A 21,098-nucleotide genomic window follows, 5' to 3' on the forward strand; every position below is an offset into this window, starting at 1 on the left:
AGTAACTCTTTTTTCTTTTTTTAGAAAACCTGCCTAAAACTTGGTAATAATTCATAGTTAAATTCAGTATCCTTGATACCAAACATCCAAAAATTTTAGAAAATGTCATTTACCGGAATTAAAAAAATATTGGTTTTGGCTCCTCATACAGATGATGCCGAGTTAGGATGCGGGGGTACGCTTGCCAGATTTCATGAAGAGGGTATTGAAATTTTTGTAGCGGCTTTTTCAACGGCCAGAGCCTCCGTGCCGGAGGGCTCTGATCCGGATATCCTGAGAAAAGAGTTTATTGCATCCATGGATATCCTGGGAGTACCTGAAGACCAGTATTTTATTTATGAATACGAGGTTAGAAAACTTTCCTATTTCAGGCAGGAAGTATTGGAAGAAATGGTGCGGCTCAGAAATGAGATTCAACCCGATTTGGTGTTGCTGCCATCCGGTAATGATGTGCATCAGGATCATCAGGTGGTATTTAATGAAGGGTTGCGTGCTTTTAAAGAGTGCAGTATCTGGGGATATGAGCTGCCCTGGAACCATGTTGACTTCTCCACCCAGGCTTTTGTTACCTTAAGCAAAGCGCATATGGGTAAAAAATGGGAGATGATGTCGGTGTACGAATCTCAGCTGATAAAAAAGCGAAATTACTTCACACGCGACTTTATCGAAGGACTGGCCAGAGTCAGGGGCGTGCAGGTGAAAGAAGACTTTGCCGAAGCTTTTGAAGTAGTTCGTTATAAGATCTAACTAAATTCAAAAAATCTTCCGGCATCCGGCCCCTCATTTAAAAGAAGGTCAATAACCGACAGATTTGGAATAAAGCCCTTAAAAAGTTGTTTATACTCAGGGTGGTCAAATTGCTGATACTTTAGTTGAATGCCTGCTTTTTGGAACTGTTCTTCGTCATTATATTTTTTTGCTCCCTGACCAGATAAGTAGGTATCTGCCTCAAAATACTCACATATACCAATATTTAGATCATTATTCGTCCCAAATTCTTCATCGATTTGTGAGGCAGTAATAAGTTCAGTGGTGATACCCAACTCAGTACAGCAAAATTTGATGAGTGCTATGTTTAAATCACCCAATGAATCGTATTCTTTTTCAGTAAAATAATGGGATAGCTTTTCCATGTACCGGTCAAAATAGGGGGCTCCTCCATAACTTCCCCTGATTTGATTTATGATACTGGTTCCCCAATGTTGTTCGTAGGCTATGGGCAACTCATTAAAGTTTACATCCGTGCCTTTTTTATTACTTACCGGAACTGTAATCCAAACGGCTTCGGATTGATTGTTCTTTATTTTATTTCGGTTACAGATGTGGCCTTTCACAAATTGCACATTATCAATCAGAACAAACACATCCGATTTGGCAATTTTATCAAAAAAGCCGAGCCACGGTAAAAAGTTTGGTTGATGGATTCCAACTACTTTAGCTGAGTTCTGGGATTGGGTCATTTTTATGGAATTCAGTTAAATACTTTTCAAATTCTTTTTTTAAGTCCTTATCATCATCGTGCTTATTAGGAGAGAAAGAAGCTGGAAGCTCATGATTCATTGAGATCTTGTAATCATACAGATCCTCAACTCTATCTTGCACTACTTTCAGAAAAGAAGAAGGGTTCTTACATAGTTCGTCATAAGTAATATGGAGTCCATTTCCCTCAGCAATAAGGTTATTCATTTCCCTTCGGTAAAACCTTTTCAGGTAATGTAGCTGACCGGCAATTTGTGGAAAGGTATCCAGGCTCTTTAAATTGGGATATTCAGGGGGGACCGTACTCCACCAAGTATTTGGATCATCATAAAATTTCTTTCGGGCATTCAGATTTGATACCGCAACATCCAGAATATCTCTTTCAATATAAATCCAGAGTGTTTTTCCCAAAACCTGGTTAAGCTTTGATATGTGAAAAGCCCCAAAGATGTTTTTAAAAATAAATGCTTTGTTTCTGAAGGAAGTTAAATTGCCCAGCACTTTTTTTAACCCATTCCAGTCTATTTCTGACTCATAATCCTGAGCATTAATCATATGCTCAAAACTGTCTTTCTTTAACCATTTTCTCCAGAAGTATCCAAATTCGTGGATGTCGTTAAGCTTATGGGTGGTTGCATAATCGGATTGGAAGCGAGGGCCATCATTTCCGTCAAGTAAAGAATCGGACAGTTTTAACCCATGAAGGGGAGCCGCCCAAAAGCGTGCAGCAATGTTATTGATATAAGAAATATCAAGTCCATGTGCCAAAGCCTGTGTCAACAAGGTAGTGCCTGAGCGAGGAAGCCCGATTACAAAAATCAGAGGGTGATTGATGCTAAGGTTTTGATATTCTTCTTTTTCCTTTTTCTCGAGGATATTGTTCAAGCCTTCAAGGAAAGACTCCTCTTCAACCGGCTTGTGGTACTTCCCGGTTCGTTTTTCGTTCAGTTTTTCAAGCTCGTTCGGCATAGGTCACGAAATTAGGTCAACCAATATTTTCTCAAGTCTCTTTGTAAGATAACTAAAGTCATACTGCTGTATGGCCTTTTGAGAAGGGTTAAAAAGGGTTTCCTCTTTTTGCTTGGCATGATAGGTTTCCTTGATAAAGCTGGCTACACCTTTCTCATCTTCATGAGAAAAAAACTTACCTATATTGGTATTGGTAACTAATTCTGAAGCAGCCCCATCAACCGGGCCAATACCCATAACAGGTTTCCCTGAAGTCATATACTCAAATACTTTTGTTGATAGACCAAACTTACTATTCTTCGTTCTTCCAATCAGAAGTAAAAGCAAATCAGATGAGTTCACTTTCTTCATCATCTCATCATGGGGGATGTAACCTGTAAAACTTGTTTTGATGATATGGGAAGCTGACTTAATATCATCTTTTATGTTGGGGTCAATATTCCCATAGAAATCAAAATGGATATTTTCGGCTATTTCCGGGTAATCAACAGACAAGGTATGCAAAGCCTTAATGAAGGCTTCAGGGTATTGGTTGATTTTCATACTCCCGAAGTACCGTATATAAAAAACGGAATCATTTGTTTGAGGTACTTCTTTTTTATTCAGAACATGATCCGGATCAAAGCCATTGGGGATTTTAGTCAGCTTATCCTCAAGATGGTAGCTTGGAAAGAAACCATGATTAACTACGGTTAACCGGTCAGCTTTTTCGAGGACAGAAGCCTCAAGCTTTTTATTCCTCTTTCGGGCCCATGCACTTGGTGGATTGTCATCATAGTAATAGATATTAGTCCATGGATCCCTGAAATCAGCATGCCAGGGAAGTCCGCTCCATGCAGCCAGTTTCCTGGCAATAAGGCTGGTAGTTGGAGGGGGAGATGTTGATAAAATCACATCAGGCTTTTCCTGTTCAATCACTTTTTTACCAAGGGGTACAGCAAACCATTTCCAGGTAAACTTGGCATCCGGAATCATAATATTGAGCCGAGCCCATACAGCTAAACGGGAAATAAAGCCGGCATCTTTTTGATAAAAAATAGATGGATTGCTGGTTTTAGCACTACCCCCTTTTTTACCCTTCAAAAGACTCACGGGTTCAATAATGTTTGCCCGGTAAACTTTGATGTTCTCTAGTACAGGGTCATCCGGCTCTCCTTTCATTCCCGCCGCAGCTTTTTTTGAGGTGAGAACTACAATGTCCCAGCCGGACTTCGCCAAATACTTTGCAAAACGGGAAATGCGGTAAGTACCTACGTCCGCAAAAGGGTACCAATAGTAAGAAACGATAAGGATTTTTTTACGAGCCACTTGAATTGCGGGCTTTGAACCATGTGAATATCCAAAAAGCTGCCAAAAGAGCCTGAATGATTACAGAAATCCAGCCGAGCATTACCCCGATTTCATAAGAGCGGGGCATGAAATTCAATTCCAGTGTATGCTCTCCGGCCGGAATATCCATTCCCCGAAGGAAGTAATTCGTTTTATAAATCGGAATTTCTTCTCCGTTCAATGTAGCTGTCCATCCAGCGGGATAATAAACTTCACTCAGCACCAGGAACCCGGGTTGGGCTCTCGAAAGTTCGAGGGTCATTTCCGGTCCGGTATAGTTGGTGACTTCAACAGTAGAAGTAGTGTCATTGTATGAAGTAAGCGCTTGATTGGTTTCAACTACGGCTGTTTCTGAAAAGTCAAGTTGCCTAGGCATCAGGTAGTTGAAGGCTGTGTTTGGATCCTGAACCGTAATAACGGAATCCACAAAAAATGCTTTGGGAAGTACGTTTTGGTTTTCGTAAACCACGCCATTCTGGCTTTCAAAAACCGGCTGGTAACCATCAAAAGGTAACCCCTGAACATAGGTGACATACTTTACATTGAAGAGGTCGAGTAGCTGTGGATTGAAGTTCTGATTCTGGAGATTCAACGGCCCCTGACCATACATCACATCCTGAATCACACTCAGCTTGGCTCCGGTGTACCCCCCAATCATTGGGTAGAAGTATGCGGGCGTGGCATTGCTGTATGGATTGTCCAGAATGGGTAGAACCCGGTATGGATATTCAGTATCAGCTGATACCCGTTCTTCGATAAAAGTGTCGATATCACGGCGCTGGGATTCCAGGGTTTTCTCCGGGCTGACATTCCCAGCCACAATGGTGTTTTCGGGGATGTAGCGTTTATCAACGCTTATCATGTCAACGGCAAGAATAAGGGTGAAGCCCATGAGGCTGACGCTTACAGGAATTTTGCCTGAGGTTGTCAGATACATTAGGCCCGCTGCTACAATCAAAATAATAGCCAGTCTCATTAAGTCGCTGTTGGCTTTTTCTTCCCGTTCGGGAGCAAGCTGGGTGTTTACATAACTCTGAGCTCTTCGCTGAACCTGAGGATTATCTACACTTACCTGATTCTGCCGTGCAATTTGATTGGCAATATTTGAAACTTCGCCCGTGCGAGTGAAATCCATTGAACTCAACATAATAAAGAGCACAACTAAAACCCCTCCCGTTATTCCGAGCGGCAAATAAAGCTTTTTGAATTCATTCTTCTTGGAGCTCACAAAATCCGCAAACCAGTCAAGCCCATACACGGCCACTACCGAATAGCAAAAGGCAACTAAAGTCAGCCAGGTTTCCGGGGCTCTGAACTTATCGAAATAGGGGATATAATCGAAGGCAAATTCATTCAGCAATCTGAAGTTACCGCCCCATGAGAAAAGGATGCCGAGCGTTCCGGCAGCAAAAAAGGCATACATGGTTTTACTGCGCCGCTTCATTAATGCAAGGATTACGAACGGCAAACTGAGTGCCCCAAAATAGTGGGGACCGGAAGTAACAGATTTGGGTCCCCAGTATTCCGGTGAAGCTCCGCCAAAAATATTGGGCATAATCAGCGTCCAGGTTTCCCGAATTCCCTGCGACCAGGCAAAAGCATAGCTGGAGGTGAGGCCGGTTGAATTATCAAGGGCTGAGCCCCCGCGAATACTGTATTCGGCATATTCCTGAAGAGCAAGAAGTTTTTGTGCATGGCCTAACAGCCCAACAATACCACCTGCTAACAAAAATATTGTTGTTAAGCCCCATTCTTTAAGCCGGTGATCTTTGTAAGCCTTCCAGGTATCGAAAACCCAAAGCGATCCTAACAGATAAGCAAAGTAATACGTTATTTGAGGATGGGCAGACCGAAGCTCAAGTGTGACAGCAACTGAGAAAAGAAGGAGACCGGGAAGTTTCTTTTCTTTTCGTGTAAGCAGCCAATATCCGGCAATCATCCAGGGAGCAAAGGCCAGGGCTTCAAATTTAGAAGTATGTCCCGCTACAATAATAATCGGGAAATAGGTGGTTAAGCCGTACATCAAGCTGCCAAATAAAGACGTCAAAGTCCGGAAACCCATCATCACTAAAAGGAAATAGGTGCCGGAAAGGAGCACCCAGTATTGAAAAGCCGGGTAGATGTTGGAAAATAAACTTGCAATACGATCTAAATATGGGACAGCATCCTTTGTGGATACCACAAAAGAAGGCATGCCGCCAAACATATTGTTAACCCACAGCGGCTCCTTGTCATAGGTTTCGCGGTATTCAATTACAGACTCCGCACCGGCTCTCCACTGGGTAATGTCGTGTCTTTTAAATTCTTTGCCTCCTATTGTTGTAGCAGTAAACAGCACAAACGGAATCAGAAATAGAATGACCAGCGCAATAATATGCTGGCGACTATCAGGGAGCTTGGCAAAGAAATCCTGTTGGGAGGCGTTTTTGGGGTCTGTCATAAAAGAGGGGTTATTCAATCACTTTAGGAACACGGAAGTAGTCGCTGTCGGAATCGGGAGCGTTTTTGAGTGCGTCATCATGCGAAAGAGGAGCTTCGGCTTTGTCTTTTCGAAGGCGGCTATCTAGGTCAATCACATGCTCCAGCGGCTCAACATCAGAGGTGTCCAGTTCATCCAGGCGATCCATATAATCCAGAATTTTATTTATATCCTGAGCAAAGGATTTTACTTCTTCCCCGGAAAGTTGGAGTCGGGCCAGGTCGGCCATGTATCGAACATCTTTTTCAGTTACAGACATATATATGGTTTATTTGTTTTGGCTGAATTTAAGAAACATTGGGTGAAAGATTAATCGGTTTTTAAATTTGTTATAAATAGGGGCTGTTTTGAGAATGAAGGTTCTATATTTTAGGTTCAAACTTGGCATCTTGCAGATTTTATTTCCATTTTAAGCAACTATTTTATCTCCATGATCAAAAAGAAAGTAACCATAATAAATTCAGCGGGTTTACATGCGCGTCCATCGGCGCAGCTAGTTAAACTTGCCAGTAAGTTTAAGTCCGATTTTTTCATACACAGCTATGGATATCGGGTTAACGGGAAAAGTATATTGGGAGTTATGACGCTGGCTGCTGAATCCGGTGCGGAATTAGAGTTGGAGGTTGAAGGGCCGGATGAAGAAGAAGCCATGGAAGCCATCGTAGATCTGGTAGAGAATAAATTTGGAATGGAAGACGAATAACAGCCGGATACATATACTATGGAAGCCACAAACACCGATGAAATTACATTAAAAGGCCGAAGTGTTGGCTCCGGTGTGGCTATAGGTAAAGCTGTTTTATTGAGCTCCGAATCCAAGACGGTTACTCCAACCTCGATTAATAAATCGGCGGTAAAGAAGCATAAAAATCGATTTTTAAAAGCGAAGGAGAGTCTTATTGCTGAGCTTCAGCTGATGGCCGATGAACTGAATGATGCCGGCTCAGTAGAAATAATTGATACGCAGAAGCAAATTATTCTGGATGCCGAAATTGAGAGGAGCGTTTTTGAAATCATAGAAGACAAGCTCCTTAGTGTTGATTTCGCCATCTATCAAACCTACTGCCAGTTTATTGAGCGACTGAAACAAAGTGGTTCCGAATTGTTCCGGCAGCGCATTGTAGATCTTGAGGACATACGGGACCGGTTCATAGACCTGGTTTGTGATCAAAAGAAAAAGAAATCGGTAAAGAAAGGCTCGCTTATCGTCGCGCGTGAAATCAGCCCAACCGACCTGGTTTCTTATTATGAAGACGGTGCCATTGGCTTGGTCATGGAGAAAGGTGGGGTAACCTCTCATGCTGCCATTATCGCCAAATCGCTTGGAATTCCCTGTATTGTAAGTGCCGAAAAAGCGACCAAGGAAGTGCTTAATGATAAGATGTTAGTTCTGGATGCCGCAGAGGGAACCTTGATTTTAAACCCGTCGCGTAAAACCATATCCAGATATCGTAAAAAAGCTGAAGAAGCTGCCCGGAAAAAGAAAAAGCGCCTCGACAGTTTTGAGACGGCCGATGGCGTTTCCCTGAAAATTACAGCTAATATTGAATTCGAGGCCGAGCTTCCAAAAATAAAAGAACACGGCGCGCAGGGTATTGGGTTGCTGAGAACGGAGAGCCTGTTATTTGGCCACCGGTTAAGAAAAAGCATGGAAGAACAACGAGCTTTTTATTCGGCTGTGTTAGAACGATCCACCGGGTCGGTTACGATTCGGTTGTTCGACATTGGCGGAGATAAAACCAGCAGCCGGACGGTGAAAGAGGCGAACCCGTTTTTAGGATGGAGAGGCATACGCCTGCTGCTGGACGAAAAAGAACTCCTCCAAAATCAGCTCAAAGCAATTGTTAGAACTGCAGCTGCATATCCGGGAAGAATTCGGGTTTTGGTGCCCATGGTATCTGTGATCGATGAAGTAGCTGAGATTAAGAATGAACTTGAATCCGTTATAACAGAACTGAAAACGGAGGGTGTAGAGTTAGGTGAATCGATTCCGCTTGGGTTGATGGTGGAAGTACCGAGTGTTGCCCTTTCTGCTTATCACTTTGCCAAAGAAGTGGATTTTTTAAGCGTGGGTACTAACGACCTCACACAATATACGATGGCGGTGGATCGCGGAAATGAGCGCATCTGCAATCTATTTCAGCATTACCACCCTTCTGTGCTGCACTTGATTAGTAACACGGTTAAGGGAGCGGAAAAAGCCGGCATTGACGTGAGCGTATGTGGCGAACTGGCCGGTGATGAAATCGGCGCAGCCTGCCTTATCGGTATGGGCATTCAGGAGTTGAGCATGGTGCCTGAGTCGATACCCGAAATCAGTGAACTCCTTCACTCCAAGACCAAAGCAGAGTTTGAGCAATTTGCAAAATCTGCACTGGAGCTATCCTCCGTTGAAGAGCTTGAAAAACTTTTTGAAGACTGGAAGAACTGAGTTCCTACTTCTGAGCAACTCCTATCACACCACAAGCAACGCGACTTCCGGCAGCTCCTGTGGGTTGTGACTCGAGATCATCTTCTCCTGCATGTATAATGATACCTCGTCCTAAAATCTGATCGAGCGTTACGGTTTGGTCTGTGTAATCTACCGTAGCCTTGCCGTTTTCATTGGCTTCAATATTTCCGAGGTCGCCCATGTGCCGTTCGGCATCAGATGGTGCTCCATGCTGATTATTGGCAGGATTAAAATGTCCTCCTGCGCTGGTTCCATCATCAGCTGTACAGTCTCCGTACTCATGAATGTGAAAACCATGATTTCCGGGCTCGAGCCCTTCAAAACTACCTCGGACCTGTACTCCATTTTCGGCTTCAGAAAACATTACAGACCCGCTGACATCGTTTTCCCCAACCGGCATTACAGTTGCGACTAATTCAGAATGAGCCGGCTCTGCCTGCATCGATGTGGATTCCGTTTCGGTGTTTTTTGTACATCCGGTTACCATTAGTAAGAAAGCGAAAATCACAGAATAGAGCTTCATATAAAATGTTTGGTTGTTTTGAGATTCGCTAATTCAACATCAAATCCAAGAGCTTCATTCATTCAGTATAGACTCCCGAAGCTTTTTAAATGATTGAAGGTGAGACTGTAGCTTATCATATAAAGCGGGCTTTTTCTTTCTCAATTTGCGCCCGGAACGCGGACTAAAAAGCTGCTTAGCCCTGATAAACAATGGGGCAGTAAGTACACTTAAAGCCAGGTATCCAAGTATGAAGCCTCCATCAACTCCGGTAAAAAGTAAAATCAGAGAGACCAGTACATAGAAAATCGGCAGTAAAAATAAGCTACTCAGGAATTTTATGGATGAGTCAAAAGCATTGTCTCTGATCACATTCCTGATCAAATAACGAATGGGTTGGTAAGGGATGATATTGTTCAAGAGGCTGAACAGGTAAAACGGAAAGAGGACGAAATCTTTCACCCCAACCTGTTTTCCACAGGCTAACTCATTAAGATCCACATCGTGTTTATCAGCTATTTTAGTCAGTTCCTTTGCTTTTTCTATAAGTTCAGGAGTGATGTGCTCGTGGGTTTTCCGGATTCTTGGATTTGCTATTTCCGGGTCAATGATCTTGAAGTTATCGGGCTCCAGGTCATCCCACAAAATCTTATGTACGGGATATTCATTTAAGTCCTCCACATGAAATACAAGTTCCTTCATAGCATCTGAAACCTGCTCTTTCATAGTTTCTACAGCTTCCTTTTCGTCTTTTTCAAGCAGAGATCGGAAGTTGCTCACCGGAATGGGTTTCCCATAATTAACCTGAACCGCATTTCCACCGGTGCGGTGTTCACTGTAATTCACCCCAACCGGTACAATCTGTAAATCCAGTTCCCAATTGTGCTTTTCTTCTGCACCAAAAGCAATACGGGTAAAACCCTTACTTAGTGGCCTGATCCTTCGTTTTAGATTATGATTGGCTTCGGCAAAAACCAGAACGGTATCTTTATTTTTGAGGTATTGGATGCATTTCTCAAAAATCTCGTTGTTCTTTTGAACCGACTTCAATCCATCGCGCACACGGTAAACGGGCATCATATTGATGGACCATAGGAATTTCCCAATGATATCGGGTTTAAAGGCCTGCGCCCGGGTAAGAAAGTAAATTACCGGTTTGGTGGTAGTTGCCACATGCAGAGCATCCATGAATGAATTCTGGTGATTAGGCACATAGAGAATGGGTTTGTCTTTGGGGAGATGCTCCTTGCCGGAAGTTTTAACGGTGGAATAAAAAAAGCGTAATCCATTTCCTACTACAGTATGTCGCCAAAACTGGTACCACAAATAATTTTTTTTACGCATTAGTAAAGACGCGTTGTAAAGTTGATTTTCCAATTGACCAGTACCATCCGATACTGAGACCGGCAATAATATGCCAAATGCCCCACCATGCAGCCACTAAAGCCATACCGCCGAGCCCGTCAAAGAAATTGAAAATCAGCAATAAACCCAAGCCCGAATTTTGAATTCCGGTTTCAATGGCAATGGACTTACGATCCGGTTTCGGAAGCTTGAAGATATACCCCAATCCGTAACCGCTCATCAGAGCAACTGCGTTATGGAAAAATACCAGGGCGATAACCAGATGTACGTAACTCGTAAAGTGCTCGAAGTTCATGCTGAAGGCCACAATCACAAAACCGGCAAAAAAGATAATTCCGAAGTTCTTAATAAACGGGGATATTTTTTGGGAGAAGGTGTCTTTGAAGTGCCGCAGGGTCATCCCCAGGATAAGCGGTATCCCGAGAATCAGGATGATAATTCGAAATACTTCAAAGAGGTCGAGGTGAATTTCAGTAAGGATGGCGTTTGTGGGGCCGTATAAACTGGCCCAGAAGGCAAAATTAAAGGGGGTCATGAATATGGAAAGCAGGGTGGCGAAGGCCGTCATGCTCACCGATAAGGCCGCATTTCCTTTCGCTAAAAGAGAGAAAAAGTTGGATATATTTCCTCCCGGGCAAGCGGCAACCATCATCATTCCCAATGCAAAACTGGGGTGTGGCTCCATCAAAACAACCAATAAAAAAGTAAGTGCAGGGAGTAAAAAAAACTGGGAGCAAAGACCGATAACAGTGCCTTTTGGGTTCTTGGCTACTTTCTTGAAGTCCTCAACGGTCAGTTCCAGAGCTACCCCAAACATGATGATCGCCAGCGACACATTCATGATGTGCAGTCCGCCACTGTTCAGGTTCAACTGAAGGGCATCAATCGATTCGCTCATAATTTTATACTAACGTTAGATGTATTTTTCAGCCCAGGTGGCCATTACCTTACCCACATATTTGCTGTCTTTATCGTCGGAAAGCAGGTGACTGGCCTCGTCCAAGGATACAAAACTTTTGGGATGTTTTGCGGCATTAAAAATCATAGAGGCATTATCGATGCCTACCGTATTGTCGAGAGGAGAATGGAAGATCATCAAAGCGCGGTCCAGTTTTTTGATGAAATCCGACATCCGGGCTTCTTTCAGGTCATCCAGAAATTGTTTCTTAATGGTGAATTTCCGCCCGGCAAGGGTGACTTCAGCCTCTCCCTTTTCCTCAATTTCAGCAAGGTGCATACTGAAATTTTCGCGTACATGAGCGGGGTGAGCCGGAGCTGCAATAGTTGCTACGGCTTTCACAGAATCCATGTGATGAGCCGCTTGCAAAACAGCAGCTCCCCCCAGTGAATGTCCGGCTAAAATCGTGGGTGCATTACCTTCAGCTTCTAAATATTTATAGGCAGCAACCAGGTCATCTACATTGGATGAGAAATTGGTGTTAGCAAAGTCACCGTCGCTTTCGCCGAGCCCGGTAAAATCAAACCGGAAAGTGGCAAACCCCAGTTCGGCGAGTATAGAGGTGATATTACTCATTACTTTCAGGTTCTTGGAGCAGGTAAAGCAGTGTGCAAACAAGACCGTGCCTTTTTGTTCATTTTCCGGGAGGTCAAGTTTGGCAGAAAGTGTATCCCCGAGACTGCCGGTAAATTCTATTTTCTTTGATTTCATGAGTGTAGTATTATTGGCGTGTAATTTTTAAGATAATCAACATTATGAGTAACACAACGCATCCTTTCCATCTCGCATTTCCGGTTAAAGATCTTGAAGAATCCTATAAGTTCTACCATGATCTTCTGGGATGTGAAACCGGCCGGAGTTCCGACAGCTGGATCGACTTCAATATGTGGGGGCATCAGGTAGTCGCTCATCTCAGCCCGGACGAAGCCAAACAATCCGCCATGAACGCGGTAGATGGACACGGAGTCCCGGTTCGTCACTTTGGGGTGATTTTGGAAATGGACGAATGGCAAAAGCTTGCCGACAAGCTAAAAGCTGCAGATATCGAATTTGTGATAGAGCCGTACATTCGCTTCAAAGGCGAACCGGGCGAGCAGGCAACCATGTTTTTCCTCGACCCGTCCGGAAATGCGCTGGAGTTCAAGGCCTTTCAAAATAAAGATCAGATTTTTGCTAAGTAATCCGCTTTGGGGAATTGAAAATGAAAAATTCTACATTTTGAATAGGTGACGGGGGGTGAAGTAAGAGATTGGTAGTTGAATGCGTCAACAATCTGATAACGTTCTCATCAGGTAATTACCGCTATGAAAGCTCTGGTCTTATTTACTTTTGGCAATGCAGGCAAGGCGTTAATGCTGGTTCTGTTACTATTCGTTTTTTCCTGCGATCATACAACAGTTAGCAGTGATGAGGATTCCCGGTCCGGTTTTCAAACCGAAAGCGAGTGGCTGGTAGCTGAACATGAAATCATTGATGGAGGCCCGGGGAAGGACGGCATTCCGCCTATCGAAGAACCTGAGTTTTCGGATGCGTCAGAAGTCACATTCATCCCGGATAACAGGCGCGTAATTGGATTGATAAAGAATGGAGAACCTACCGCCTATCCCTACCAAATATTGGACTGGCATGAGATTGTGAATGATGAAAGTCAGGTTACGATTACGTTTTGTCCACTCACGGCAACCGGAATTGCATGGAGCCCCAAAGAAGGCCCCGATTTTGGCACATCCGGGCTCATATACAGGAACAACCTGATAGCCTATGACCGGAAAACAGGCTCGTTATGGTCGCAAATGAGACTGAGAGCCATTCACGGAGAGCACCTCGGGGCAAGCATTGATCCGTTGAATGTGTTGGATACGACCTGGGAAACCTGGAAGTCGATGTTTCCTGAGTCAAAGGTTTTAAATACCAATACCGGCTACAGCAGAGATTATGAGAAATATGCCTATGGCCGAACGTATGAAGAAATGGATGGGGTGATCCTTTTTCCAACCGTAAACAGAACCGATACCCGATTGAATGCCAAAGACAGGGTGCATGGCATTTTTACTGGAGACGGCTTAGATCAGGACTCAAATGTGCGGGTGTATGAATACAGCGCCTTTGGTGAGGATATAAAGACTATTCATGATGAATTTGAGGGAGAGAAATTTGTGATTGTTGGGAGTACAAAGCTGAGTTTTGTTATTGCTTATAAATCAGATCTGAATGGCGAAGATCTGGAATTTGAACCCGTGCAGGACGAGCTCCCCGTGGTGATGGTGGATCAGAGCGGTACTAAGTGGAATGTGTTTGGTGAAGCTGTTTCCGGCCCGAATGCAGGCGGTCGCTTATTTCCTGCCAAATCTTATTCAGGCTATTGGTTTGCATTCCGGGATATGTTTAACCTGCCGGAAATCTATGGATTTGAAAGCTGATGGGGTGAAACCTATAAACCTGAGTTCGATTAATATTAGATGACTGGCGTTGCCTGAATAACCAAATAACCCTTCCAGGGTTACGGCAATGATCCTGACTCAGGAAAAGGGGTTTAACCCTGGAAGGGTTAAGTTTAAAAGCTTTTGAGTGTTAAGGAGATTGCCTGCCGGTTTAAGGTTCTTTTTCAACCCATCGAAGGTCGTTTTGAATGAAGGTAACAAAGGTTAGGAGGTTCTGTACCTGCCAGTAATCCCGGATGTCTTTTTCCGGGTCTTGATAAGAATAGGAACGGGTAGTGTCTCCATTAAAAACTTCGAAGCTGTACACCCGACGGGGCAGCTGACCGGAATCAGGAACCCAGCCTTCGATCTCGTTTTGAGGCTGAATTTGGTAGAGCTTCAGGAAGTCAACAAACAAGTCAAAATCGCTCCAGGAGCTGTCGTTGGCCGAAACATATTCCGATTGCACCACTTTCTCTCCCTCGGCATTCAGCGTGTACACGGTCAATTCACCGGTCCAGGTGGTGTCGTTCTTGAAAAAATCAAAATAGACGGCCTCGTTGATGTTTAATGAAATACGCTCATCCGGCTGTACTTCTTCCTGAACCATTTCATCAGCCACAGAAACCGCATTCTCAGAAGATGAGCAACCGATTATTGCTGTCATCAATAATAAAATTCCTGCTATGTAGAATTGTTTACCCATAATCTTTAACTGTCAATCGACATTTCTTGTTCAATCACCTCAATCCGGCTCTGATATTCTTCCCATTTCGAATAATGGTCTGTAAGGTCGGCCTTGAGTTGGTCATATTCTAATGAGAATTTCTTTACGTTCTCGGCATCGTCATAGAAGTCCGGTTTGGTCATCTCTTCTTCAATCTCGGCTTTCCTCAGTTCCTTCTCCTCAATCTCTTTCTCCAGTGCTTCCGCTTTCTTACGGATGGGTTTTGTTCGGCGGCTAAGTTCATTCCGGCGTTCAGCTTCAATACGGCGCTGCTCTTTTCGGGAAAGCTGGTTGTCTTCTTTGGTTTCTTTTTGGGGTGAGGGCTTCTCTGATGCTGCCTCGGCTTCTTCTCTTTTTCGTGTGAGATAGTAAGACACATTCCCCAAATACGTTTTGATGTACCCCGGCTGAACATCCAGCACTTTATCAACGATGGGATCCAGAAAATCCCTGTCGTGCGATACAATAACTACAGTCCCTTCATACTGTTGAATGGCCTGTTGCAGGATATTCTTGCTGCTCATATCCAGATGGTTGGTAGGCTCATCAAAAATCAAGAGGTTGGCAGGAGAGAGCAGCATCTTGGCCAGTGCCAGCCGGCTTTTCTCTCCACCGGATAAAACCTTCACTTTTTTAAAGACATCATCTCCCTGAAATAGAAAACAGCCAAGTATGGTCCGCAGCCTACTTTCTTTAGCATCGGAGCCGGCTTCTTTCAGGGTTTCCAAGGCATCCTTTTTAGGGTTTAGCTCATCGGCCTGGTGCTGGGCAAAATAGTTTACCGTCACGTTATGCCCTTCAATCCGTTCTCCTTTTTGGTGGGGTTCCATTCCAGCAAGAATCCGGATTAATGTTGATTTCCCGGCACCGTTTGGTCCAACCACCGCAATTTTATCGCCCCGTTCAATTTCATAATCAATGCCTTCAAAGACCTGAGTATCATCATAACTTTTGTGAAGATTTTCGAGCTTCATAACCACTTGTCCGCTTCGGGGAGGTTCCGGAAACCGAAAGGAAACTTTACTCTGTTCCTCTTCCAGTTCAATGCGATCCATTTTCTCAAGCTGCTTCACCCGGCTTTGCACCTGACTGGCTTTCGAAGCTTTATATCGGAATCGGTCTATAAATTCCTGGGTCTGCTGGATTTTCTTTTCCTGATTCTTCTTGGCATTCTGCAGGAGCTCTTTTTCCTCTTCCCACTTTTTTTCATAGAATGAATAGTTGCCGGCATAATCGCTGATTTCACCACTTCTCAATGCCAGTGTACGGTTGGTGATGGTGTCCAGAAAAGCCTTGTCGTGAGAAACCACAACTACAGCGCCTTCATACGAATTCAGGAAGTTTTCCATCCATTGCAGCGATTCAATATCCAGGTGGTTGGTCGGCTCATCCAATAACAAATAGGTTGGTCTCTTAAGGAGCAACTTAGCCAGGGCAATACGCATCAGCCAGCCCCCGCTGAATTCAGATGTACTGCGGTGAAAGTCTTCTTCGCTGAAACCAAGTCCCATAAGTACTTTTTCCACTTCTGAACGCAAGCCATATAACCCTGAAGATTCCAGCTCGGTTTGAAGCTTGCCGTAGCGCTCCATCAGTTGCTCATATTCTTTGTTGTCATGATCAACCTCGGCCAGTTTTTCTTGAACAGACTTTACTTTCATCTCAAGCTCAAATAATTCGGCAAAGGCAGATTCCACTTCCTCAATTACGGTAAGTGTAAAATCCGGATCTACCCCATCCTGTGGGAGGTAACCCAGGCTTTCTTCATTAGATAGAGCCACACTGCCTTCATCGCATTCTTGGATGCCCATAATAATTTTAAGCAGGGTGGATTTCCCGGCGCCGTTTGGGCCCACAAGTCCAATGCGTTCACCGGGATTGATGAACGTACTAACGCCGTCCAGAAGCTCGCGGTCGCCCAAATGTAACGTAATGTTTTCGAGTGCTAACAAAGTTTGATGAAAGTCATGAGTTAAAAAAATGCAGCGAGGCTGAAAATATGGATTAATTGTCTTCAGAATGAAATTAATCCTTTCCCAATTATCTATTCAGGACTGTCATCGCGAGGAGCATCATAACTCATATTCAGAACCCGAACTTTTTCGACGCAGCGATCTCCCTGAAGAGTTTGGGATATTGTGTCCAGGAGATTGCCGCGTCGGAATTCATCCCAAAGTTGGATTCGCTTTTTGAGGCTCCTCGCAATGACATGTTTCAATCGTATTCCAGTACACAAGCGAAGTCCTTCAGGGCTTCGCAATGCTTTTATGAATTGAAGTGAGTTAATAAATACAGAAACCCTTAGTTTTGGGGTGAATTTAAAAAGACCGAAATCATGCAGAAGAAAGAAATCAACATTACCGTTGAACTGGATAAAGATAATGTACCTACCGACATCGTTTGGAATGCTTCCGATCTTCAGGGTAAAGACAAGGCACAGTGCCGGGCCATGCTATTGTCACTTTGGGATGCCCACAACAAAGACACCCTGAAACTGGATTTGTGGACCAAAGAAATGACGGTGGATGAAATGAAAATTTTCTTCCACCAAACCCTTGTTACCATGGCTGATACCTTAGAACGAGCTACAAATGATGAGCGGATTACCGGCGATATGCGCGACTTCTGCCACTATTTCGCTGAGAAAATGGAAATCAAGGAATAATGAAAAATTCAAAATTGGCTGAGACTAATTTTAAATTCTGAATTTTTCATCTTGAATTAACGATAGAGAATAGACCCAAAACTCACGCCGCTTTCTCGTTCTTCCTCATCCCAGATATCATAGGTGAGGATTTCGCCGGATAGGTTTGGGAATGCTTTCAGAAAAGAAAACAAAGGAGGGTAGCCACAGGTTCGATAGGGATCATATTTCTGACTCATCAACTCAAGAATTTTATCCGGATTTCCTTCAGCCCCAAAATCGAGGAAATCTTCATCAAAAGAGCGGATTTCCTCAAACAACTCTTTAGCCGGTTTATCATCTCCGAATTTTTTACCAACGTGAGCTAAATCGCCACTGATACAAAAGAAGGTATCTTCATCATCTCCAAAAAGCTCATTCAGCAACCCGGAAAATTTCTCTACCTGTTTCCCCTGAAATCCATCCGCTTTGTAGAAAAGCTCTTCCAGGCTGCCTACAACTATCGGCACAATTTTGAATTCATGATCCCACAAGTGATTCAACAGAAGCAGATGAAGCTCAATGCTGTGCTCAATGCGGTGCGCCCTGTCGTGGAAGGTGATGCCGTAGTCAATATTGGAGATTCGGGCTTTCGCCGCGGAATGACTTTTGTTATCAGTTTTGTCATCGCGGACTTGATCCTCGATCTCCTGAATGGCCGCCTGGTCTGCTTTTACCGTGCCGTTTACCAACTCAAAATCCTTGTTTGAAACCACGAACGGATACTCTTCATACAGATCAGGATGTAGCCCGGAGTAATGGGAAGTTGCTATAACTACCACCCGCTTGGGTTTCAGGTTTTTGATGGCCGAGAAAGCTTTTACATAGCTGTTCAGGCCAACCCGATAATCAATATGAGGTGCATATAGGGCTTTGGCAGAATCAACCGGTTCAGAAGTAGGGAGTTTCTCAAAAGCTTCGTTCAGAAAATGCTCCAGCTCTTCCGGGTCTTCCGGATAGGAGATTCCATAGGTGTTGGAAGGATGAACTTCAGACTCCTCGTAGGTTCTTTCTGTTTCCCTGGCGTGTTCCTTAAAATGAGGAGAATGCAGCAAGGCTTTTTCGTCTAAAAACTGAACATATTCCAATACCTGTTCCCGGGTAATCTGGTCGTCACTGAACTCAAGAATATCTTCCACGCTCCGGCTGCCATCAAACAGTGAAAACAGAGACTGGGCAGAATAAGGAACGGCAAAATCTGACTGCGCGTACCCAAGCTGATCCTGAAAATACAGGAACGTCTCGCCATTCTGTTTTACAGGGATGATCTGAATTTCATACCTGAGAGGAGGAATGGGATCGGTGAAGGAATCAAAAATTTTATCTGCCATAGAAAGAAAATACTTCAGCGTTCATTGTTGGGTGTTCCTTGTTCAATGTTCTTCCGTCCGCATCTTACGGCACTCACAATTCACACCGTACTTTTTGCATAAGGGGTGATCCGGGGCTTCCGAAATACGGGCTTTACAGGCGTTACGTCCGTGGTGGATCATCAGGTGCGAAAGGTCGGTCCAGTTCTCCCTGGGAAATAAGGCCATTAAATCCTTCTCAATTTTATTGGTATTCTTTTTCTCTTTGGTGAGGCCAAAGCGGTTCGAAATTCGCTTCACGTGCGTATCAACCACCACGCCCACATTAATATTGAAAGCATTTCCCAATACTACATTGGCTGTTTTTCTCGCCGCCCCTCTTAGCTTCAATAAATCTTTCATGTTTTGCGGAACTTCACCGTCAAACTCGTCCACTAAGATCTGCGAGGTTTCTTTAAGCGACTTTGCCTTATTCCGGTAGAAGCCGGTTGAACGAACCAATTCTTCCAGCTCCTCAAGCGGTGCGTCTTTCATGAGCTCCGGTGTAGGGTAGGTCTCAAATAAAGCCGGAGTGGTTTTGTTGACCCGAACGTCGGTGCACTGGGCACTCAGTATGGTTGCAATCAGCAGCTCAAAGGGATTCCGGTGATTTAACTCGCAATGCGGATTTGGGTAATGAACATATAATTCCTGGAGAATTTCTTCCGCTCGCTCTTTCTGCTTATTTGACTTTCTGGGAAGCTTCGGAAGTTTCGGTTCGTCTTTATTGGACATGAATAGGTTTAATTCGATGATTGTATGAACGCCTCAAACATAAATAATCCATTACAGAGAAGGAACCGTTCAAAATTCCCGGTTCAATATTCCACATTCGATGATCATATGCTTATCTTTGATGCTCACAAGATTTTTGAATTGCAAAAACACCCACATGTCGAATCTGGACAACCTCGATAAAATTGTATCACTGGCAAAAGCCCGTGGTTTCATCTTCCAATCCTCGGAAATTTATGGCGGACTTAGTGCCGTGTATGATTACGGACCCCTCGGTGTAGAACTCAAAAGAAATATCCGTAATGCCTGGTGGAAAGAGATGACACGCCGCCACGATAATATCGTGGGAGTAGATGCAGCTATTTTTATGCATCCCAAAGTATGGGAAGCCAGTGGCCATGTTGGCGGATTTAACGATCCGATGATCGACGACAAGCAGTCCAAAAAACGCTACCGTGCCGATATGCTGATTGAGCAGCACATTGAGAAGCTGCGAAAAGATGATAAACACGAAGAAGCAAATGCTATCCAGGAAAAGCTGGATACCTGCGGTTCCCGAAAAAGCCTAACGGAAGATCTGCACGAAATCATCATGGAAAACGAGATTCGTGCCCCAGAGTCCGGAGCTTTTGACTGGACCGAAGTGCGCCAGTTCAACCTGATGTTTAAGACTCAGTTTGGTTCTACTTCAACCGAAGAAGAGGGTGTTTATCTTCGGCCTGAAACTGCTCAAGGGATCTTTGTGAATTATAAGAACGTAATGGATACCTCCAGAACCACTATTCCGTTTGGTATCGCCCAAACCGGAAAGGCATTTCGTAATGAGGTTGTAGCCCGACAGTTTGTATTTCGTATGCGGGAATTTGAGCAGATGGAAATGCAATACTTCGTGAAACCGGGCACCGATGAAGCCGAATATGAGAAATGGCTGGAGAAACGACTGGAGTGGCATAAGAAAATGGGGATTCGGGAAGAAAACCTGAGGACGGCCCCGCATCCGGAAGATAAGCTTGCCCACTATGCGCGGGCTGCGGCTGACATTCAGTATAAATACCCCATCGGCTGGCAGGAAGTGGAAGGTATACACAACCGAACAGACTTTGACTTAAAACAACACACTGAGCATTCCGGTAAAAAACTGGATTACTACGATCAGAAAAACCAGGAGCGGTTTGTCCCTTATGTGATTGAGACTTCGGTTGGGCTCGATCGACTGACGCTGATGGTGCTTTGTGATGCTTATCGTGAGGAAGAGGTAGATGGCGATACCCGAACTGTATTGAAGTTGAATCCAAAAATTGCTCCAACACAGGTTGGTATTTTCCCGCTTATCAAAAAAGACAAGCTTCAGGATCTGGCACATAAGATTGAAGAAGATCTCCGTGAAGAATTTTCAGTGCTGTATGATGAGTCCGGATCCATTGGAAAACGCTATCGCCGACAGGATGAAGCCGGGACGCCGTTTTGTGTAACCGTAGATTTTGACGGCGTGGAATCAGAAGGTGAAGATACCGTGACCATCCGTTACCGCGATGATATGAGTCAGGACCGGGTGCCTGTTTCCAGACTTGCAGAAGTGATCCGGGACGGCATGAAGGACTGGAAACCGGAGTAGAGTTTAAGATCTGCCAGACTTATTCAATCTAAAACG

At 44.2% G+C, this 21,098-nt stretch carries 20 protein-coding genes; 7 read left to right on the forward strand and 13 right to left on the reverse strand.

Annotation, left to right across the window (positions count from 1 at the left end):
• Window positions 1–102 precede the first annotated feature (102 nt).
• The gene (locus JJ941_RS10665; protein ID WP_290964899.1) at window positions 103–747 is read left to right on the forward strand and encodes a PIG-L family deacetylase; all 645 of its coding nucleotides are present in this window, start codon (window positions 103–105) and stop codon (window positions 745–747) included.
• Here JJ941_RS10665 and JJ941_RS10670 read toward each other — a convergent pair.
• Genes JJ941_RS10670 through gatC form a run of 5 tightly spaced genes read right to left on the reverse strand, consistent with a single transcriptional unit; the run spans window position 744 to window position 6,515 of the window.
• A complete protein-coding gene (locus JJ941_RS10670; protein ID WP_290964901.1) occupies window positions 744–1,460 on the reverse strand; it encodes a WbqC family protein in 717 nt (238 codons plus the stop codon). The two genes, JJ941_RS10665 and JJ941_RS10670, sit on opposite strands and share 4 nt — an antisense overlap.
• Window positions 1,435–2,448, reverse strand: coding sequence for a sulfotransferase (locus tag JJ941_RS10675; protein ID WP_290964904.1), 1,014 nt, complete (start codon window positions 2,446–2,448; stop codon window positions 1,435–1,437). Before JJ941_RS10675 ends, JJ941_RS10670 begins: the two co-directional genes overlap by 26 nt.
• Window positions 2,449–2,451: 3 nt before the next feature.
• On the reverse strand, window positions 2,452–3,756 hold the full coding sequence (locus JJ941_RS10680; protein WP_290964907.1) for a glycosyltransferase: 1,305 nt from the start codon (window positions 3,754–3,756) through the stop codon (window positions 2,452–2,454).
• Window positions 3,746–6,217 carry a YfhO family protein gene (locus tag JJ941_RS10685; protein ID WP_290964910.1) on the reverse strand — a complete coding sequence of 824 codons (2,472 nt, stop codon included), beginning with the start codon at window positions 6,215–6,217 and terminating at the stop codon, window positions 3,746–3,748. Before JJ941_RS10685 ends, JJ941_RS10680 begins: the two co-directional genes overlap by 11 nt.
• Window positions 6,218–6,227: 10 nt before the next feature.
• Entirely contained in the window at window positions 6,228–6,515 is a 288-nt protein-coding gene (gene gatC, locus JJ941_RS10690) for an Asp-tRNA(Asn)/Glu-tRNA(Gln) amidotransferase subunit GatC (protein ID WP_290964913.1), read from the reverse strand.
• A 171-nt stretch (window positions 6,516–6,686) separates the two neighbouring features.
• On the opposite strand from gatC, the gene JJ941_RS10695 reads away from it, so the two are divergent.
• Together JJ941_RS10695 and ptsP are read left to right on the forward strand one after the other, a co-directional pair.
• On the forward strand, window positions 6,687–6,959 hold the full coding sequence (locus JJ941_RS10695; RefSeq protein ID WP_255133503.1) for an HPr family phosphocarrier protein: 273 nt from the start codon (window positions 6,687–6,689) through the stop codon (window positions 6,957–6,959).
• 18 nt (window positions 6,960–6,977) lie between these two features.
• Complete coding sequence (gene ptsP, locus JJ941_RS10700; protein ID WP_290964915.1) at window positions 6,978–8,687, forward strand: phosphoenolpyruvate--protein phosphotransferase; 1,710 nt, start codon at window positions 6,978–6,980, stop codon at window positions 8,685–8,687.
• A gap of 4 nt (window positions 8,688–8,691) precedes the next feature.
• Here the strand turns inward: ptsP and JJ941_RS10705 are convergent, their stop codons facing one another.
• From JJ941_RS10705 to JJ941_RS10720, 4 genes are read right to left on the reverse strand one after another with little or no spacing between them, the layout of a single operon-like run.
• Complete coding sequence (locus tag JJ941_RS10705; protein ID WP_290964917.1) at window positions 8,692–9,231, reverse strand: superoxide dismutase family protein; 540 nt, start codon at window positions 9,229–9,231, stop codon at window positions 8,692–8,694.
• 54 nt (window positions 9,232–9,285) lie between these two features.
• Window positions 9,286–10,554, reverse strand: coding sequence for a 1-acyl-sn-glycerol-3-phosphate acyltransferase (locus JJ941_RS10710; protein WP_290964919.1), 1,269 nt, complete (start codon window positions 10,552–10,554; stop codon window positions 9,286–9,288).
• A complete protein-coding gene (locus JJ941_RS10715; protein WP_290964921.1) occupies window positions 10,547–11,473 on the reverse strand; it encodes a bile acid:sodium symporter family protein in 927 nt (308 codons plus the stop codon). Before JJ941_RS10715 ends, JJ941_RS10710 begins: the two co-directional genes overlap by 8 nt.
• Window positions 11,474–11,488: 15 nt before the next feature.
• Complete coding sequence (locus tag JJ941_RS10720; RefSeq protein ID WP_290964923.1) at window positions 11,489–12,244, reverse strand: alpha/beta fold hydrolase; 756 nt, start codon at window positions 12,242–12,244, stop codon at window positions 11,489–11,491.
• Between the two features lie 44 nt (window positions 12,245–12,288).
• Between JJ941_RS10720 and JJ941_RS10725 the strand changes: the two genes are divergently transcribed.
• Together JJ941_RS10725 and JJ941_RS10730 are read left to right on the forward strand one after the other, a co-directional pair.
• A complete protein-coding gene (locus JJ941_RS10725) occupies window positions 12,289–12,714 on the forward strand; it encodes a VOC family protein (RefSeq protein WP_290964928.1) in 426 nt (141 codons plus the stop codon).
• Between the two features lie 123 nt (window positions 12,715–12,837).
• Window positions 12,838–13,953 (forward strand): DUF3179 domain-containing protein, encoded by a 1,116-nt coding sequence (locus JJ941_RS10730; RefSeq protein ID WP_290964931.1) that lies wholly within the window; start codon window positions 12,838–12,840, stop codon window positions 13,951–13,953.
• 172 nt (window positions 13,954–14,125) lie between these two features.
• Here the strand turns inward: JJ941_RS10730 and JJ941_RS10735 are convergent, their stop codons facing one another.
• Window positions 14,126–14,659: a hypothetical protein gene (locus tag JJ941_RS10735; protein WP_290964934.1), complete on the reverse strand. Its 534-nt coding sequence runs from the start codon at window positions 14,657–14,659 to the stop codon at window positions 14,126–14,128.
• 5 nt (window positions 14,660–14,664) lie between these two features.
• Window positions 14,665–16,632, reverse strand: a complete 1,968-nt coding sequence (locus tag JJ941_RS10740) for an ABC-F family ATP-binding cassette domain-containing protein (protein WP_290964936.1) — start codon at window positions 16,630–16,632, stop codon at window positions 14,665–14,667.
• 383 nt (window positions 16,633–17,015) lie between these two features.
• Here JJ941_RS10740 and gldC point away from each other — a divergent pair, with 383 nt between their 5' ends.
• Entirely contained in the window at window positions 17,016–17,345 is a 330-nt protein-coding gene (gldC, locus tag JJ941_RS10745) for a gliding motility protein GldC (protein ID WP_290964939.1), read from the forward strand.
• A 56-nt stretch (window positions 17,346–17,401) separates the two neighbouring features.
• On the opposite strand, the gene amrB is transcribed toward gldC, so the two are convergent.
• Together amrB and nth are read right to left on the reverse strand one after the other, a co-directional pair.
• A complete protein-coding gene (gene amrB, locus JJ941_RS10750; RefSeq protein ID WP_290964942.1) occupies window positions 17,402–18,694 on the reverse strand; it encodes an AmmeMemoRadiSam system protein B in 1,293 nt (430 codons plus the stop codon).
• A 42-nt stretch (window positions 18,695–18,736) separates the two neighbouring features.
• Window positions 18,737–19,447, reverse strand: coding sequence for an endonuclease III (gene nth, locus JJ941_RS10755; protein WP_290964945.1), 711 nt, complete (start codon window positions 19,445–19,447; stop codon window positions 18,737–18,739).
• Window positions 19,448–19,604: 157 nt separating this feature from the next.
• Between nth and JJ941_RS10760 the strand changes: the two genes are divergently transcribed.
• A complete protein-coding gene (locus JJ941_RS10760; RefSeq protein ID WP_290964947.1) occupies window positions 19,605–21,062 on the forward strand; it encodes a glycine--tRNA ligase in 1,458 nt (485 codons plus the stop codon).
• Window positions 21,063–21,098: the final 36 nt, after the last annotated feature.

The organism is Gracilimonas sp. (assembly GCF_017641085.1).
Taxonomy (GTDB): Bacteria; Bacteroidota; Rhodothermia; order Balneolales; family Balneolaceae; genus Gracilimonas.